Raw genomic sequence first — 15,389 nt, 5'->3', positions numbered from 1 at the left:
CCCGTTCGGGGCCTCTTGAAGGAGCATTGCGGATGGAACCGGAGCTTGTGGTGCCAACCATGGAGGCAATCCGCCGCTGGAGCGGCGTTTCGGTGCCGAATGCCGCCGCCCGCCTGGGCCTCGCCGACCACGCCGTGCTGATCGCCGAGCTGGCGGCGCTGCGCGGCAGCATGGTGTTCGAGGATGAGCCGAGCAGCTTCGAGGCGGCGCTCCGCGCCTGCCGGGAGCCCGGCGCATGAACGCCCCCGTCGCCCCCGCCGATCTGGCGGAACTCTCCATGACCGAGGCGGCCGACGCCTTCGCGACCGGCGCGGTGAAGGCCGAAGCGCTGGTCCGGGCCTGCCTCGCTCGGATCGAGGCGCAGGACGCCAAGGTGAACGCGGTGATCCGGCTGGACCGCGAGGCCGCGCTGGAAGCCGCCGCGGCACTCGACAAGGCCCGCGCCTCCGGTGCCACACCCGGCCCGCTGGCCGGTGCGCCGATGATGCATAAGGACATGTACTACCGTGCCGGCAAGGTCAGCACCTGCGGCTCGAAGATCCGCAAGGACTTCACCGCCCCGGTGACGGCGACGGTGCTGCAGCGGCTGGACGCCGCCGGCGCCATCGACATGGGCACCTTGAACATGGCGGAGTTCGCGCAGAACCCGACCGGCCACAACGCGCATTTCGGCCACTGCCACAACCCCTGGGACCTCGCCTATTGCACCGGCGGCTCCTCCTCCGGCTCGGGCGCCGGCATCGCCGCCCGCTTCTTCACCGCCGCCCTCGGCAGCGACACCGGCGGGTCGATCCGCCTGCCGGCGACGCTCTGCGGCGTCACCGGGCTGAAGGCGACCCAGACCCGCGTCTCCCGCCACGGCGTCATGCCGCTCTCCTTCTCCTGCGACAATGTCGGGCCGCTGGTGCGCACCGCGAAGGATGCCGCGCGCTTCCTCAAGGTGACCGCCGGCCATGACCCGAAGGACCCGACCAGCGCAGGCGAGCCGGTGCCGGATTACGAGGCGGCGCTGACCGGCGACATCCGCGGCCTGAAGATCGCGGTCTGCGAGACCTACTTCCTCGAGGACGCGGATGAGCCGGTGGTGACCGCCTTCGAGGCGGCGCTGGCGGCGCTAGCCGAGCGCGGCGCCAGCATCACCCGGGTCAAGGTGCCGAGCATGCGGGCGATCTCCGCCTACACCGCGCTGGTCAGCCGCACTGAAAGCGCCGCGATCCACGCCGAATGGATGCGCGAGCACCCCGGCGACTACGCCATCCATCTCAGCGCCCGCATCTATGGCGGCTTCGCCATCCCCGGGCATCTCTACATCGAGGCGCTGTCGCGGCGCGGCCCATTGCTGCGGCAATTCGTCGCCGAGGCGCTGACCGGCTTCGACCTGGTGGCGACCCCGACCCTGCGGACCCGGGTGCCCACCCTGGCGGAGACCGACATCGACGCCGATCCGGCGAATTGGGCGCGGTTCATGGCGGTCTCGGCGAATACAAGGCCGTTCAACTACCTCGGCCTGCCGGCCATCAGCCTGCCCTGCGGCTTCGACGACCGCGGCCTGCCGGTGGGGCTGCAACTCGCCGGGCGGCCCTTCGCCGAGGCGACGGTGCTGCGGGCGGCGGATGCCTTCCAGCGGGTGACGGACTGGCACCGGAAGGCGCCGGTTCTGTAGACAGCACGGTGTTGGGAAAGGCGCTGCCTTCCCCAAGCCCCATCCGCCAGGGGCCACGCGGCCCCTGGACCGGCGTGAGTTGAACTCAGGCCCCGGGCCATTGGCGGAGAGCGTGCGACAAAGGCGGCACCTCTCTCGCTACCTCCACTCCGGCTCCACCTCATACCGCACGAAAAGGAAGGTCAGCGCCTCCGCCGGGGCGGTCTGCCCTGCCTTGGTGCGGTCGCGGCTGTCCAGCACGCGGCGGGGCCATTCCACCCCGCGCCGACCGAAGCCGACCTCCACCAGCGTGCCCACCAGGTTGCGGATCTGATGGTGCAGGAAGCTGCGCGCCTCGGCGGTGATCACCACCTCATCGCCCAGCCGCGCCACCTCCAGCCGGTCCAGTGTGCGCAGCGCCGACTTCGCCTGGCAGGCGGCGGCACGATAGGCGGAGAAATCATGCTTGCCGAGCAGCCCCTGCGCCGCCGCATGCATCGCCGCCGCATCCAGCGGATGCTGCACATGCCAGACCCGCCCGGCGTCGAGCGCCGGCCGGGCGCGGCGGTTGAGGATGCGGTAGCGGTAGCCGCGCTGCACCGCGGCGAAGCGGGCATTCCAGCCCTCCGGCGCCAGCGCCGCCCGCACCACGGAGACGGGGTACGGCCTGGTGTGGAAATTCAGCGCCTCCCGCAGCCGCTCCGGCGGCAGGTCGCGGGCGAGGGTGAGCTGCGCCACCTGGCCCTCGGCATGCACCCCGGCATCGGTGCGGCCGGCGGCGATGCTGGCGGGCAGCACGCCGTCATTCAGCTTCGCCGCCGCCTCCTCAAGCACCTGCTGAACCGAGAGCCCGTTCTCCTGGCGCTGCCAGCCAACGAAGGGGCCGCCGTCATACTCCAGGGTCAGGGCGTAGAGCGGCATTACCCGAGCGTGGTGCCGGCCGGCAGCGGAAAGCCGCGCAGGAAGTCGCCGGCCGGCAGCGGTCCGCGGCCCGGGCGCTGCAGCCGCAGCAGGCGCAGCGCGCCGGTGCCGCAGCCGACCAGCCCGGCCGCGTCCAGCATCGTGCCGGGCGGGCCGGCGCCCTCGGCAGGCTCCGCCGCCAGCACGCGGATCGCCTCGCCCTGATGCATGAAATAGGTGCCAGGCCAGGGGTTCAGCGCCCGTATCCGTGCATCCAGCGCCGCTGCCGGCTGGGCCCAGTCGAGAAGCGCATCCGCCTTGGTCAGCTTCGGTGCATAGGTGACCCCGTCGTCCGGCTGCGGCACCGCGGGCGGGTCCTCGGCCAGTGCCCGCAGCACCAGTGCCGCGCCCATCTCGCTGAGTGCGTCATGCAGTTGCGGCGTCGTGATGCGCGGGCCGAGCGGCACCGTGCCGCGCAGCAGCATCGGCCCGGTGTCGAGACCTTCCTCCATCTGCATGATGGTGACGCCGCTCTCGGCATCGCCGGCCAGGATCGCCGCCTGGATTGGCGCCGCGCCGCGCCAGCGCGGCAGCAGCGAGGCATGGATGTTGAGGCAGCCGCGCCTTGGCGCCTCCAGCATCGGCTTCGGCAGGATCAGCCCATAGGCGGCGACCACCGCGGCATCCAGGCCGAGGGCGTCGAAGGCGGCATGTTCCCCGGCATCGCGCCGCAGCCGTGCCGGCGTGCGTACCGGCAGCCCCAGCGCCAGCGCGGTGCGGTGCACCGGGCAGGGGGTTTCCTTCTGCCCGCGTCCGGCCGGCCGCGGCGGCTGGCAATAGACCACGGCGATCTCATGCCCCGCCGCATGCAGCGCCCGCAGCGCCGGCACGGCGAAATCCGGGCTGCCCATGAAGCCGAGCTTCATCGCGGTGTTGCCTGTCCTGGGTGCGGTGCGGTCACCCGCGCGCCTTCGACTTCAGCTCCTTGGCCAGCTTGCGCAACAGCATGTTGCGCTTCAGCGGGCTGATATGGTCGACGAAGAGCACGCCATCCAGATGGTCGATCTCATGCTGCAGGCAGGTGGCGAGCAGCCCGTCCGCCTCCACCTCCTGCCGTGACCCGGTCAGGTCGTGGTAGCGCACCTTGACCCGGGCCGGCCGGGTCACCTCGGCGTATTGGCCGGGCAGGGAGAGGCAGCCTTCCTCGCGCGTCGCCAGCTCCTCGCTCAAGGCGAGGATCTCGGGGTTGACCAGCACCATTGGCGCCGGCTTCTCGTCACGTTGCAGGTCGATGACCACCAGCCGCAACCCGCTGCCGACCTGCGGCGCAGCCAGGCCGATGCCGGGCGCCTTGTACATCGCATCCAGCATGCGTGGTGCCAGCAGCCGGACCTGGTCGGCATCGGCAGGCCCGACGGCACGCGCCTTGGCGCGCAGCCGCGCATCGGGGACCAGCAGGATAGGAATGGTGTCGGTCACGGCATCGGACATGATGGCGGTGCTTTACCCCCCGGCCTCAACCCCTTGCAACTGGCCGGCTGGCTGACAACATGCCCTGGTGTCACAGGGTGCTTCGGGCCCGGTGACGCGCTTCGCTCTGGATGAGGAGGCTCGCGCATGTCGCGCCCGTCAGTGTTTGGCTCGCCGCTGTTTCTCGGTTTCGATCACCTTGAGCAAATGCTCGACCGGGTGGCCAAGAATACCGATGGTTACCCCCCTTACAACATCGAGCAGACCGCCGAGAACAGGCTGCGCATCACCCTCGCCGTGGCCGGTTTCGCCATGGAAGACCTCCAGATCACCCAGGAGGACAACCAATTGGTGATCCGCGGCCGGCAGCACGATGATTCCGAGGGCAGGGTCTTCCTGCACCGTGGCATCGCCGCACGGCAGTTCCAGCGAGCCTTCGTGCTCGCCGAGGGAATTGAGGTCGAGGGCGCCTGGCTCGACAATGGCCTGCTGCATGTCGACCTGCGGCGGCCGCAACCCGAGGTTCGGGTCAAGACCATCCAGATCAACGGCGGCGCCGGCGGCCAGGCCACCGGCGGGGCGTCGGTCAGCACCAAGGTCAACGGGGCGGCGAAGCCCGTTGTCGAAGGGCGTGCCAATCGGGGGTGAGGCCCCTGGGCGCCGATGCAGGGGCCTTTCGGCCCTGCGAGAAGGAGAGAGTGAGATGAACCGCAACGATACCCCGAACGGCAGCCCCGCGGCCCCGCAGGCGTCGTTCTCGCTCCGCCAGCTTTCGGATGCTGATTGGGCCCGCTTCGGCGCCGGCGAGATCGCCTATCTCCGCCCGGTGACGGTGAATGGGGTCCACGCCATCGCCATCCATGGCGCCGATGGCGCGCCGATCGGCGCGGCCCCGAACGCCGAGCTGGCGGTGGCCGCCATCCTGCAGCATGAGATGGCGCCGGTCCTGCTGCATTAGTCAGACGCCCGAGAACGGCGGGGCGCAGCTTCCCCGCCGCGTGCGGGCTTGACCTGCGCATCCTGCCTTGTAGTGAAAACAATGGGTTGATGGCCGGATCAAGCTTGGCCATGACGTGGTGAAGGGCGCCGGGCGATCCCGGCACCTCCGCCTGGGCGCAACCAAAGCAGGCTGACGCGCCGCGGCTCCGGCAGTGCCCGGAGGCGCGGTTTGCCCTTGTCCGGGACGGGGCGCGATCCCCATGCTTGGCGGAGGCGCGGCCGGGACCGCGCCGCAGGAGGGAAACCGCCATGCGCCGCCGCTCGCTGCTCGCCCTGACCGGAACCGCGCTCGCCACCGCCCGCCTTGTCCCCGCTCGCGCCGCGGCGCCGGTGCCGCCCGGCTACCGGGTCACCTGGTTCGACGCACGGACCCCCGGCAGCGGCCGGGTCGGATCACGCGATGTCACCGCGGCTGGCGACGGCACCATGTGGTTCTGCGGTCAGCGCAATGGCACCCTCAACCGGCTCGACCCAAGGGATGGCTCCATCCGGGTGGTGAACCTCGGGCCCGGCGCGGCGCCGCATGGCGTCACCCGCGGCCCGGACGGCGCCGCCTGGGTCACCGAGGGTGGCCGGAACGCCATCGTTCGGGTTGATCCCGCCGACCACCGGGTGCGGCTCTGGCCGCTGCCGGAGCGCTTCGCCAACGCCAATCTCAACACCGGCGTCTTCGACCCGCAGGGCCGCTACTGGTTCACCGGCCAGAACGGCATCTACGGCCGCTTCGATCCGCGCAGCGAGCGGATGGAGGTGTGGGAGGCGCCGCGCGGCCGTGGCCCCTATGGCATCACCCGCACCCCGCAGGGCACGCTCTGGTACGTCTCCCTCGCCGGCAGCCACCTGGCGCAGATCGAGGACCTCGATACCGGCCGGGTCCGCATCATCGAGCCGCCGACGCCGAACCAGGGCGCCCGTCGGGTCTGGTCGGACCGGCAGGGGCGGCTCTGGATCAGCGAGTGGAACAGCGGCAACGTCTCCATGCACGATCCGCGCGACGGCTCCTGGAAGGTCTGGCGCCTGCCGGGCGAGCGGCCGCGGGCCTATTCGGTCTGGGTCGACCCGGCCGACAAGGTCTGGCTGACCGATTTCGGCGCCAACGCCATCCTCCGCTTCGACCCGCTGACGGAGCAGTTCCTGGCATTCCCCTCGGACCGGGCCAACGCCAATGTCCGGCAGATGGATGGGGTGGATGGCCAGGCCTGGGGCGGTGAGAGCGGCACCGACCGGATCATCCGGATCGACTACGGGCTGTGATCCGGGCGGCCCTGCTGGCGCTGCTGCTGCTGGCGCCGCCGGCCCAGGCCGAGGCGGAGGCCCGGCCAGAGGCTGGCGCGGACATCTTCGCCGCCCGCTGCGCCAGCTGTCACAGCGCCGAGGCCGGGGCCCCGCCGAGGCCCGGGCCGAACCTCGCCGGCGTCATCGGCCGGCAGGTCGGCGGCGATCCGGGCTTCGACTATTCGCCCGTGCTGCGTGGTGCCGCCGGGCAGGTCTGGGACGCACCGATGCTGGAGCGCTTCCTGGCGGACCCGGAGGAGATGTTCCCCGGCCTCTGGATGGGCGGCAACGGGCTGCGGCAGGCGGCCGACCGGGCGGCGGTGGCGCGGTTCCTCCGCCGCAACGCGGGCGCCCACTGACGTCCCGCCACCCCGATGCGCTATGCTGGCGGCCGACAAGCGAAGGAAACGCCGCATGCAGCGCTCGGAACACCGCATCCTCACCACCCATACCGGCAGCCTGCCGCGGCCGCCCGAGCTGACCCGGCTCTACGCCCGCCGGGCACGCGGCGAGGCGGTGGACGCGGCGGCGGTGGCGGCGGCGGGCCAGGCGGCGCTGCACCGCATCGTCCCGAGCCAGCTCGAGGCTGGGCTCGACGTCATCAACAATGGCGAGCAGCAGCGGGATTCCTTCGCCCTCTACCTGCGTCACCGGCTGACCGGCTTTGGTGGTGAGAGCCAGCGCACCACCTTCGCCGACATCGAGGCCTATCCGGAATTCCAGGCCGGCTTCGCCCAGCAATCGGCGGAGAAGGAGTTCGTCAGCAACACCGCATTCCTGCCCGCCGCGGTGGCGCCGGTGACCTATGCCGACCCCGGCGTGATCGAGGCGGAGTGCGAGGATTTCGCAGCCGCCCTGGCGCCCGCCGCCGGCCGCTATGCCGAGGCCTTCCTGACCGCGCCCTCGCCTGGGATCGTCGCCGCCATCGTGCAGAACCGGCACTACGACACCGAGGACGCCTATTTCGCCGCGCTCGGCGCCGCGCTTGCCGTCGAGTACCGCGCCATCGTCGCGCATGGCTTCCTGCTGCAGCTCGACTGTCCCGATCTGGCGCTGGAGCGGCATTGCTCCTACCGCGACCGGCCGCTGGCGGATTTCCTCGATTTCGTCGAGCGGGTGGTCGCCACCATCAACACCGCCATCGCCGGCCTGCCGCGCGACCGGGTGCGGCTGCACGTTTGCTGGGGCAATTACGAGGCGCCGCACGACCACGACGTGCCGCTGGAGGAAATCCTGCCCATCCTGCTGCGGGCCGAGGTCGGCGGGCTGGTGCTGCCCTTCGCCAATCCGCGCCATGCGCATGAGGTCGGTTGCCTCGCCCGCATGCCGCTGGCGGCGGACCAGCTGCTGGTCGCCGGCGTCATCGACACGCTGACCAATTTCGTCGAGCACCCGGAGGTGGTGGCGGAGCGCATCATCCGCGCCGCCGAGGTGCTGGGCGACCCGCGCCGGGTGCTGGCCGGCACGGATTGCGGCTTCGACACCTCGGCAGGGCGAGGCCGGGTGGCGCCGGACGTGGTCTGGGCCAAGCTGCGCAGTCTGGCCGAGGGGGCACGCCTCGCCTCGGCCCGGCTGTTCCCGGGCTGAGCCGGGGATGTGCTGGCTCTGCGAGGCGCGGCGTGGCTTCCAGGCGGAGCTGCCGGACCCGCCGGAGGCGCCGCCGCCGAAGGATCAGCCGGTCGCCGCCGCGCCGGTGGCAACGCCGGGCCCTGAACCGGACCCGGCCTGACCGGGCATCGCCCGGCCGGGAATACTGCTCGCGGATGCCGATCGGCGTGGGAACGGCCTAGGCCGTGACTTCATCGGTGAAGACCCGGAAATCCACCAGGGTGCAGGGCCAGAAGGTCGTGGCGATCGCCACATCGGCGGCGTCCCGGCCGCGTGCCATCAGGATGCGGCCGATGCGCGGCTGGTTGTTGCGGGCGTCGAAGGTGTGCCACTGGTCATCGAGGTACACCTCGAACCAGGCGGCGAAATCCATCGGCCCATAGGGCGGCGGTATGCCGATGTCGCCGAGGTAGCCGGTGCAGTAGCGTGCCGGGATGTTGACGCAGCGGCACAGCGCCACCGCCAGATGCGCGTAGTCGCGGCAGACCCCGCGCTGCTCCTCGAAAGCCTCGGAGGCGGAGCGGGTGGCCCGCGCGTGCTGGTCGTTGAAGACGATCCGCTCATGCACGAAGTCGCAGATCGCCTGCACCCGGGCCCTGCCCATGGGGCCATGGCCGAACAGCGGCCAGGCGGTGTCGGCCAACCGGTCGGTGTCGCAGTAGCGGCTGCCGAGCAGCCATACCAGCATCTCATCCGGCAGGTTATCGAGCTGGCGCTGTCACGCCGCCGGCACGACGGCATCCGGCGTGCCGGGATCCTCGACCACCAGCCGGATCGAGATCACCAGCCGCCCGATCGGGGCGATGATGCGGGTGCAGCGGTTGCCGAAGCCGTCGAGGTAGTCCCGGGCCGGGATCGGCGGATCGAAGCGCGTCTCATGCGGCCCGACCAGGACGGGCAGACGCGAGGGATGCGGGCTGATCATCAGCAACATCGGCGTCGGCTGGAGACAGTCGTAGGTGATCTGACAGCCGGCGCTGATGCGCATGGCGTGTCCCCTGGAATCGGCACGCGGGAGCAGTGGCGGCGCCGATTCGGATTGTCCTGCCGGGGCCTCGCCCCAGGTGCCACCATTCAATGGTGGGCGTGGGTTTGCTGCCGCGCGGCCTGTCACGCCGGGCGCGTGCGGAGGGCCGAGACCGTCCGGGCCAGGATCAGCCGGTGCTGCGCGGGGGCGGTGGCTTCTTTGCCGGTGGCTCGCGGCTGAACGGGGAGGCAGTGATCGCCTCCGGCTTCTTCGGTGCCTTCGGCTTCTTGATCTCGCGGTTGCTGCGCTTCTGACCCTTGGCCATGGCGGTTCTCCTTCGTGTCAGGCGATTTGGCGATGCCGCCTGGGCAGGGCGACAGCGGGGGCGCCGGCAGCCGGCGGGTCGTCGATGTCGTCGGACCAGATGTGCAGCGTGCCGGAGACACCGGCCGAACGGGTCCGGTGCTTGTCCCGCGCGATCGCCTCGATGCGGCCGCGCGCTGCGACGAAGCATTCGAGCAGCGCGGCCGCGCGGTCGCCGCGCATCCCGTTGAGGTCGCGCAAGGCGTCGAGCGAGATGGCGCAGGCGATGCTGCGGCCCTGGTCGCTGAGTTCGAACAGCACCCGCCGTCCGTCGCAGCGCGGACGTGCCGGGGTAGTCGCGGGGACCAGGCCGATCACGCGCCGGCGTCCGCGGCTTGCATCGCGGCCAGTTCCTGCGGGCTGACCGGCAGCGCCTGGAAGGTGGCACTGCCCGCCGCCTGCCGCGTCAGCGTGGTCGAGACCCGCCGCCAGGCCGGGAAGGACAGCCCCTCGATGAGCTCCTCCTCGGTTTCCACGGTGTAGGTGCCAGCCGGCTCCAGGGCCGCCGAACCCTTCAGGCGGAAGGGACGACGGAAGATCACTTCCTCGCGGCGTGAACGGTTCGACATGGCCTCAGCCCGCGAGCTTGCCGGAGCAGGCGTAGACCACCTCGGGGTCGGCGGTGGTGGCGCCCGGCATGATGGCCCATTTGCGCGCCAGCTCGTTGCGGGCATTCCACTCGGGCACGGCGGCGCCGGCCGGCATCGCGCCGCGGGCGCGCTCGGCGCAGAACATCGCCTGCTGCTCGACGATGCCGGCACGAGTGGCTGCCTCTGCGGTGCTGGTACGGGTCTGGAAGCCAGCGATGCTGGAGACGATGGGCCCGGCGATCAGGCCGATCACCACACCGATGGCGATGGGCTTCCATTCGGCCCATTTCGCCGCCGCCGTCTCCATCATGGTCGCCGGCTTGGTCGCTGATCCGGTCACGGGCTGGCCGCTCATGGCTTCATCCTCCGGCGCCGGGGATGCGCAGTTCGGGGCGGCATCCGCGGCAAGGGTGCGGATGCCGATCGGCGTGCAATGCTTGCGGTCCAGCGCACCAGCAGATATGGCGACGATGACGTGCCAATACATCCTGTCGTCGCCAAATACCCTGAAAATAATCCTCGCCATCATGATTTGCCGAGGATTTGGGATCAGCCCGGGTGCTTGCCGGCCATCCGGCCTATTGCGCGGCCGCGTCGATCCAGCCGACGCAGCCATCTGGCCGCCGATACACCACGTTCAGCGCACCGGAGGCGCTGTTGCGGAACATCATCACCGGCTGGTGCGTCAGGTCGAGCCGCATCACCGCCTCGCCGACCGTCAGCCGGGCGATTTCGGTGAGCTGCTCGGCGACGATGACGCCATGGCTGTCATGGCCGTCGCCAGCCGCGGCCGGCGCTTCCTGTTCCGGCTGATCCTCCTCGGCCTGCAACACGTACTGCGTCGCCGTTTCCGCCACGGAGTCACGCGCCTCGGCCAGGCTGCGGGCATGTTCGTTCACCCGGCGGCGGTAGCGGCGCAGCCGCTTGGCGACATGCTCGGCCGCCACCTCGAAGGCGCGGTGAGCATCGGTGCCTTCGCCCTCGCCGCGCATGAAGAGGTTGCGGCCGGCCTTGAGGTTGATGTCGCAGGCGAAGAAGGCCCCAAGTCTGCCCTTGGCATCGCGCCGGAAGGTGACGTTGGCCTCAAGCGCATGGTCGAAATATTTCTGAGCGATACCAGCAAGCCCGTCCCGGACGTGCTGCTGCAGCGCCTCGCCGGTCTCGACCTGCTTGCCTGCGACGGTGATGTGCATAAGGGCGACTCTCCTTTCCCGTTCCGGAAAAGGTCCACCCGGCGCGCCGGCGGTGGCGCCGCGCGCCACGACGAGGGGCGGACGCGGCGCAAGCCGCAGGGTCATGCCGCGCGGCATGCCCGCACCGGGGAAAGGTCGGGCGCCGCCCGGCAGGATCAGGCCGGGACGGCCTTCTCCCGCTTGCGCTGCACGGAGGATGGGATGCGCAGCGCGTCCCGGTATTTGGCCACGGTCCGCCGGGCGATGTCCACGCCTTCCTGCCTCAACCGTTCGACGATGGCGTCATCCGACAGCACCGCCTCAGGGTCCTCGGCCTCGATCATGCTGCGGATGCGGTGGCGGACCGCCTCGGCGCTGTGGGATTCGCCGCCCAGCGTGCCGGCGATGGCGGTGGTGAAGAAGTATTTCAACTCGAAGGTGCCGCGCGGCGTGGCGATGTACTTGTTGGCGGTGACGCGGGAGACGGTGCTCTCGTGCATCTCCACCTCCTCCGCCACGTCGCGCAGGATCAGCGGGCGCAGGTGCTCGACCCCGTGGCGGAAGAAGCCGTCCTGGCGGCGGACGATCTCCTGCGCCACCTTGATGATGGTGGTGGCCCGTTGTTCCAGGCTTTTCAGCAGCCAGTTCGCGCTCTGCAACTTCTCCGCCAGGAAGGCCTTGTCCTCGCGGTTGCGGGCACCGACTTGGCAGCGGGCGTGGAAGCCGCGGTTGACCAGGACGCGCGGCAGGGTCTCGGGGTTCAGCTCCAGGATCCAGGCGCCGCTTTCGACGAAATCCGGGGCCCGCCGCATCAGCACGTCGGGCACCACCGCCGGCGCCGGGGCGGCGTCGAAGCTGGCGCCGGGCTTGGGGTCCAGCCGCTTCAGCTCGGCAATCATCTCGGCCAGGTCTTCGCTGTCGACGCCGCAGACCTGCAGCAGCGCCAGCCGGTCGCGCCGCGCCAGCAGGTCGAGGTTGTCGAGCAGCGCCTGCATGGCCGGGTCCAGCCGGTTGTGTTCGGCAAGCTGGACAGCGAGGCATTCCCGCAGGTCGCGGCAGAACATTCCGACCGGATCGAACCGCTGCATGCGGGACCGGACGCCGGCCACGCGCTCCACCTCGCAGCCCATCGCCGCCGCCAGCGCCTCATCGGTGATGGCGAGCCGGCCGGCGCCATCGACCAGCGCCACCAGCTGCGCCCCGATCAGCCGGTCGCGCGGGTCGCGGAAGGTCAACCGCACCTGCTCGCCAAGGTGCTCGCGCAGGGTGAGGCCGGTGCCGGCGAGATCCTCGACACCGGAAAGCTCATCGGCGAAATCGGCCCGGCCGCCGCGGCCATAGGGGCTCTCGTAGCTGGCGCCGTTATCATAGACATTGTGCCATTCCGCATCGAGCGGGCCCGAGGCGGCATCCGGCAGCGCATCCGAACTGGCGGCGGCGTGGCTGTCCTGGCCCTCCGTCTGCGCCGGCAGCGGGTCGACCCGGTGGCCGGCCTCGGGGCCGGGCAGGGAACGCTCGTCGCGCTCCAGCAGCGGGTTACGCTCCAGCTCCTCCTCGACGAAGGCATTGACCTCGAGGTTGGAGGATTGCAGCAGTTTGATCGCCTGCCGCAGCTGCGGCGTCATCACCAGCGCCTGCGACTGCCGCAGGTCGAGGCGGGGGACCATCGCCATGGCTAGCTATCCCGCCGGCGCGGCGCCGCGCCGCCCGATGCACGCTGGGGTGGGGTGGAAGCGTCGTGCATGGCGGGGCTACAGGCTGAACCTTTCGCCCAGATAGACCCGGCGCACGCCCTCATGCGCGACGATGTCGCGCGGCGCGCCCTCCATCAGCACCTGGCCCTCGTGCAGGATGTAGGCACGGTCGATGATCTCCAGCGTCTCGCGCACATTGTGGTCGGTGATCAGCACGCCGATCCCGCGGTCCTTCAGATGCTTCACCAGGTCGCGGATCTCGCCCACCGCGATCGGGTCAATGCCGGCCAGAGGTTCGTCGAGAAGAATGTAGGAAGGATGAGTGGCCAGCGCCCGGGCGATCTCGCAGCGCCGCCGCTCGCCGCCCGAGAGCGCCAGCGCCGGGGCGCGGCGCAGATGGGCGATGCCGAATTCGGCCAGGAGACTGTCGAGCATCTGCTCCCGCCGGTCGCGCACCGGCTCCACCACCTCCAGCGCGGCGCGGATGTTGTCCTCCACCGACAGGCCGCGGAAGATCGAGGCCTCCTGCGGCAGGTAGCCGAGGCCGAGGCGGGCACGGCGGTACATCGGCATCTGGGTCACGTCATGGCCATCCATGACCACGCTGCCTTCGTCCGGCTGCACCAGCCCGGTGATCATGTAGAAGGTAGTGGTCTTGCCGGCGCCGTTCGGGCCGAGCAGCCCCACCGCCTCGCCGCGGCGCAGGTTGACGGAGACGTTCCGCACCACCGGCCGCTTGCGGTAGCGCTTGCCAAGGCCGGTGGCGACCAGCCCGCCGTCGCCGCCCAGGGCGCGCAGCGCCGGCGCCGCGGCAGTCGCGGTCTGGTCCATCACCGCTCGCCCTCCGGCGTGACGGGCCGGCCGGCGTCCTCGCTCGTCTGGCTGTTCGGCACCACCAGGCCCTGCACCCGGGCACCGGGCGAGGCGACCAGGCGGGCCACGCCGGTATGCAGGTTCACGATCGCCTCCCGCCCATTAAGCTGGTTGTCGCCGCGGGTGATGCGGACATTGCCGAGCAGCCGGGCCATGCCGGTGGCGGCGGAATATACGCCGCGGTCGCCACGCACCACATCGGTCGGCGTGCGGATCTCGACATTGCCGAAGGCCTCGACCCGGTCCATCCGGCCGGCGCCGGGCACGTTACGCTCGCCCTGGCGCGGCTCGGCCACCGGGCGTGGCGCCGGGGCCTCGCCGGGGCCGTCGAGGAAATAGGCGACGAGGGTATCGGCGGTGATGCGGCGATCCTCCGCGGTGTCGACCACCACGGCATTGCCGCGGGCCACCGCCATCTTGCGTTGCGACCAGTATTCCAGGCTGTTGCTGGCGGTGATCACCTGCTGCGGCGTGGTCAGGCCGAGGTTGCGGCCGGTCAGCACCAGCACCGCCTGGTCGATGTCATAGACCGCACGATCGCCGCGCGCTGTGTCGGTGGCGGTGGTGATGCGGACAGAGCCTTCCGCCTCCAGCCGCCAGATCTCGCTGCTGCCGCCGAGCGCCGCATCCGCCGCGGCCCCGGCGGGACGCCCCGGGGCGGAGGCTGGCGCGGTGGCCGGCGGGGCCGCGCCGGCGCCGGACTGGCGGTAGCGGGCGAGCAGCCGGTCGCTGGTGACGACCACGCCGCCGCGGGCGGCCCGGGCATCGCCGCGGGCGATCACCACCTGCTCCGCCTGGCGCCATTCGATGCCATCGGTCGCGGTGACGTCGACCGGCCCGCCCTGGGACAGGTCGATGCCCTGGGCCTTCACGCCCCCAAGGGCCCCCTCGAAGGTGGCGAGGCCGAGCAGCAGCGCGGCAAGGACGCGGCCGGTTCGGCGCGGATGGGGGGCGCTCATCGCCCGCCCTCCAGCACCGCATGGGCATGGCCGGTGAAGACGATGACGGCACCGCGCTCGGTCAGCCGGAAGCCGTCGGCGGTGAGGGTGCCGAAGCTGCCCTGGGCGGCGACCGGGCTGTCGCCGCTGGCGGTGCCGGCATCGATCTCCACCGCGGCGCTGTCGGTCAGCAGCATGGTGCCATTGTCATGGTAGATCGTCACCTCGCCGGTGAGGTCGAGGTGCTGGGCCGGCTTGTCGAAGCGGCCCTGGTGGGCTTGGACGAAGATCCAGGCGCCATCGGTCAGGGTGATGTCGGCGCGCGGCTCCTCGAGGTCGAGGATCTCGGCGCTGCCCGGCTGCTGGCCGACCTTGGCGGTGATGGTGAAGGGGCGGTTCAGCTCGTCGATTCCCTGGTAGCGCGGGTTGACCACCCGCAGCGCCTCGGCCCGCGGCTGGACGGTGCGGCGGAAGCTGACGCGGGAGCGGTCCTCATTGCCTTCGAGTTCCGGCCAGAAGGCCACGGCGCCGAGCAGCAGCAGCGCCAGCGCCGGCAGCAGCCGCTTGGCCCAGCGTACGGCGAAGCGGCGCCGGGCGAGCTGGCCGGAGGTTGGCGGGCGGCGGCGGCGCGACGGCGCCAGCATCTGGCGGCCAGGCAGCACCATGGCCCGCCCCGCGGCCGGACGCGGGGACGTGCTGCGATCCGGGGTCATCGGCGGCATGGCGCCTCCGCCCGGGGTGGCATGTTGCATTCGTGCCGCGCCGCGGTCCTGGCCGGGCGCCACGGCCGGGCCGGGCCGGGAAGGGGCAGGGACAAGGTCACGCCCGCTGTATGGGCTGCGCCGCGACAGGGGTCAACGTTCCCTTGGCGATGCAGGACAAGAATCATGCCAATGTG

Annotated in this window: 22 protein-coding genes; 8 read left to right on the top strand and 14 right to left on the bottom strand. The window is 71.2% G+C overall.

The annotated features are described in order from the left end of the window. Nucleotides 1-32 precede the first annotated feature (32 nt). Nucleotides 33-239 carry a hypothetical protein gene (locus H7965_RS09350; RefSeq protein ID WP_186770307.1) on the top strand — a complete coding sequence of 69 codons (207 nt, stop codon included), beginning with the start codon at nucleotides 33-35 and terminating at the stop codon, nucleotides 237-239. Beyond that, entirely contained in the window at nucleotides 236-1,663 is a 1,428-nt protein-coding gene (locus tag H7965_RS09345; RefSeq protein ID WP_186770306.1) for an amidase, read from the top strand. Before H7965_RS09350 ends, H7965_RS09345 begins: the two co-directional genes overlap by 4 nt. A 138-nt stretch (nucleotides 1,664-1,801) precedes the next feature. On the opposite strand, the gene truA is transcribed toward H7965_RS09345, so the two are convergent. Genes truA through def form a run of 3 tightly spaced genes read right to left on the bottom strand, consistent with a single transcriptional unit; the run spans nucleotide 1,802 to nucleotide 4,033 of the window. Continuing rightward, nucleotides 1,802-2,563 carry a tRNA pseudouridine(38-40) synthase TruA gene (truA, locus tag H7965_RS09340; protein ID WP_186770305.1) on the bottom strand — a complete coding sequence of 254 codons (762 nt, stop codon included), beginning with the start codon at nucleotides 2,561-2,563 and terminating at the stop codon, nucleotides 1,802-1,804. After that, entirely contained in the window at nucleotides 2,563-3,468 is a 906-nt protein-coding gene (gene fmt / locus H7965_RS09335) for a methionyl-tRNA formyltransferase (RefSeq protein ID WP_186770304.1), read from the bottom strand. Before fmt ends, truA begins: the two co-directional genes overlap by 1 nt. A gap of 31 nt (nucleotides 3,469-3,499) precedes the next feature. Then, the gene (gene def / locus H7965_RS09330) at nucleotides 3,500-4,033 is read right to left on the bottom strand and encodes a peptide deformylase (RefSeq protein WP_186770303.1); all 534 of its coding nucleotides are present in this window, start codon (nucleotides 4,031-4,033) and stop codon (nucleotides 3,500-3,502) included. 126 nt (nucleotides 4,034-4,159) lie between these two features. Between def and H7965_RS09325 the strand changes: the two genes are divergently transcribed. The 6 genes from H7965_RS09325 (at nucleotide 4,160) to H7965_RS30820 (ending at nucleotide 8,015) form a co-directional block, all read left to right on the top strand. Beyond that, the gene (locus H7965_RS09325; protein WP_186770302.1) at nucleotides 4,160-4,660 is read left to right on the top strand and encodes an Hsp20 family protein; all 501 of its coding nucleotides are present in this window, start codon (nucleotides 4,160-4,162) and stop codon (nucleotides 4,658-4,660) included. Nucleotides 4,661-4,715: 55 nt separating this feature from the next. Then, complete coding sequence (locus tag H7965_RS09320; RefSeq protein ID WP_186770301.1) at nucleotides 4,716-4,970, top strand: DUF1150 family protein; 255 nt, start codon at nucleotides 4,716-4,718, stop codon at nucleotides 4,968-4,970. 290 nt (nucleotides 4,971-5,260) lie between these two features. Beyond that, nucleotides 5,261-6,265, top strand: coding sequence for a Vgb family protein (locus H7965_RS09315; protein ID WP_186770300.1), 1,005 nt, complete (start codon nucleotides 5,261-5,263; stop codon nucleotides 6,263-6,265). Next, on the top strand, nucleotides 6,262-6,645 hold the full coding sequence (locus H7965_RS09310; RefSeq protein ID WP_186770299.1) for a c-type cytochrome: 384 nt from the start codon (nucleotides 6,262-6,264) through the stop codon (nucleotides 6,643-6,645). Before H7965_RS09315 ends, H7965_RS09310 begins: the two co-directional genes overlap by 4 nt. Nucleotides 6,646-6,700: 55 nt before the next feature. Continuing rightward, the gene (locus tag H7965_RS09305; protein WP_186770298.1) at nucleotides 6,701-7,873 is read left to right on the top strand and encodes a uroporphyrinogen decarboxylase/cobalamine-independent methonine synthase family protein; all 1,173 of its coding nucleotides are present in this window, start codon (nucleotides 6,701-6,703) and stop codon (nucleotides 7,871-7,873) included. Nucleotides 7,874-7,880: 7 nt separating this feature from the next. Continuing rightward, entirely contained in the window at nucleotides 7,881-8,015 is a 135-nt protein-coding gene (locus tag H7965_RS30820) for a hypothetical protein (protein WP_261394128.1), read from the top strand. A gap of 57 nt (nucleotides 8,016-8,072) precedes the next feature. Here the strand turns inward: H7965_RS30820 and H7965_RS31705 are convergent, their stop codons facing one another. From H7965_RS31705 to lptC, 11 genes are all read right to left on the bottom strand, one after another. Continuing rightward, entirely contained in the window at nucleotides 8,073-8,582 is a 510-nt protein-coding gene (locus H7965_RS31705; protein ID WP_315898685.1) for a transglutaminase-like domain-containing protein, read from the bottom strand. Nucleotides 8,583-8,612: 30 nt separating this feature from the next. Further along, the gene (locus tag H7965_RS31700) at nucleotides 8,613-8,882 is read right to left on the bottom strand and encodes a hypothetical protein (RefSeq protein WP_315898684.1); all 270 of its coding nucleotides are present in this window, start codon (nucleotides 8,880-8,882) and stop codon (nucleotides 8,613-8,615) included. A 166-nt stretch (nucleotides 8,883-9,048) separates the two neighbouring features. Then, the gene (locus H7965_RS09295; protein WP_186770297.1) at nucleotides 9,049-9,186 is read right to left on the bottom strand and encodes a hypothetical protein; all 138 of its coding nucleotides are present in this window, start codon (nucleotides 9,184-9,186) and stop codon (nucleotides 9,049-9,051) included. A gap of 17 nt (nucleotides 9,187-9,203) precedes the next feature. Further along, entirely contained in the window at nucleotides 9,204-9,542 is a 339-nt protein-coding gene (locus H7965_RS09290) for a DUF1488 family protein (protein WP_186770296.1), read from the bottom strand. Then, nucleotides 9,539-9,793: a hypothetical protein gene (locus tag H7965_RS09285; protein ID WP_186770295.1), complete on the bottom strand. Its 255-nt coding sequence runs from the start codon at nucleotides 9,791-9,793 to the stop codon at nucleotides 9,539-9,541. The genes H7965_RS09290 and H7965_RS09285 overlap by 4 nt, the downstream gene beginning before the upstream one ends. Before the next feature lie 4 nt (nucleotides 9,794-9,797). Next, nucleotides 9,798-10,169, bottom strand: coding sequence for a hypothetical protein (locus tag H7965_RS09280; RefSeq protein ID WP_186770294.1), 372 nt, complete (start codon nucleotides 10,167-10,169; stop codon nucleotides 9,798-9,800). 223 nt (nucleotides 10,170-10,392) lie between these two features. Then, nucleotides 10,393-11,007, bottom strand: coding sequence for a ribosome hibernation-promoting factor, HPF/YfiA family (gene hpf, locus H7965_RS09275; protein ID WP_186770293.1), 615 nt, complete (start codon nucleotides 11,005-11,007; stop codon nucleotides 10,393-10,395). Nucleotides 11,008-11,162: 155 nt separating this feature from the next. Next, a complete protein-coding gene (rpoN, locus tag H7965_RS09270; RefSeq protein WP_186770292.1) occupies nucleotides 11,163-12,659 on the bottom strand; it encodes an RNA polymerase factor sigma-54 in 1,497 nt (498 codons plus the stop codon). 78 nt (nucleotides 12,660-12,737) lie between these two features. Next, nucleotides 12,738-13,511, bottom strand: coding sequence for an LPS export ABC transporter ATP-binding protein (gene lptB, locus H7965_RS09265; protein WP_186770291.1), 774 nt, complete (start codon nucleotides 13,509-13,511; stop codon nucleotides 12,738-12,740). Next, nucleotides 13,511-14,512, bottom strand: coding sequence for an LptA/OstA family protein (locus tag H7965_RS09260; RefSeq protein ID WP_186770290.1), 1,002 nt, complete (start codon nucleotides 14,510-14,512; stop codon nucleotides 13,511-13,513). Before H7965_RS09260 ends, lptB begins: the two co-directional genes overlap by 1 nt. Beyond that, nucleotides 14,509-15,213 carry an LPS export ABC transporter periplasmic protein LptC gene (gene lptC, locus H7965_RS09255; protein WP_229682552.1) on the bottom strand — a complete coding sequence of 235 codons (705 nt, stop codon included), beginning with the start codon at nucleotides 15,211-15,213 and terminating at the stop codon, nucleotides 14,509-14,511. The genes H7965_RS09260 and lptC overlap by 4 nt, the downstream gene beginning before the upstream one ends. Nucleotides 15,214-15,389: the final 176 nt, after the last annotated feature.

Source organism: Siccirubricoccus deserti, assembly GCF_014283215.1.
Classification (GTDB): domain Bacteria; phylum Pseudomonadota; class Alphaproteobacteria; order Acetobacterales; family Acetobacteraceae; genus Siccirubricoccus; species Siccirubricoccus deserti.
Note: the sequence above shows the minus strand (reverse complement) of the source record. Positions and strands in the feature narration are given on the sequence as shown.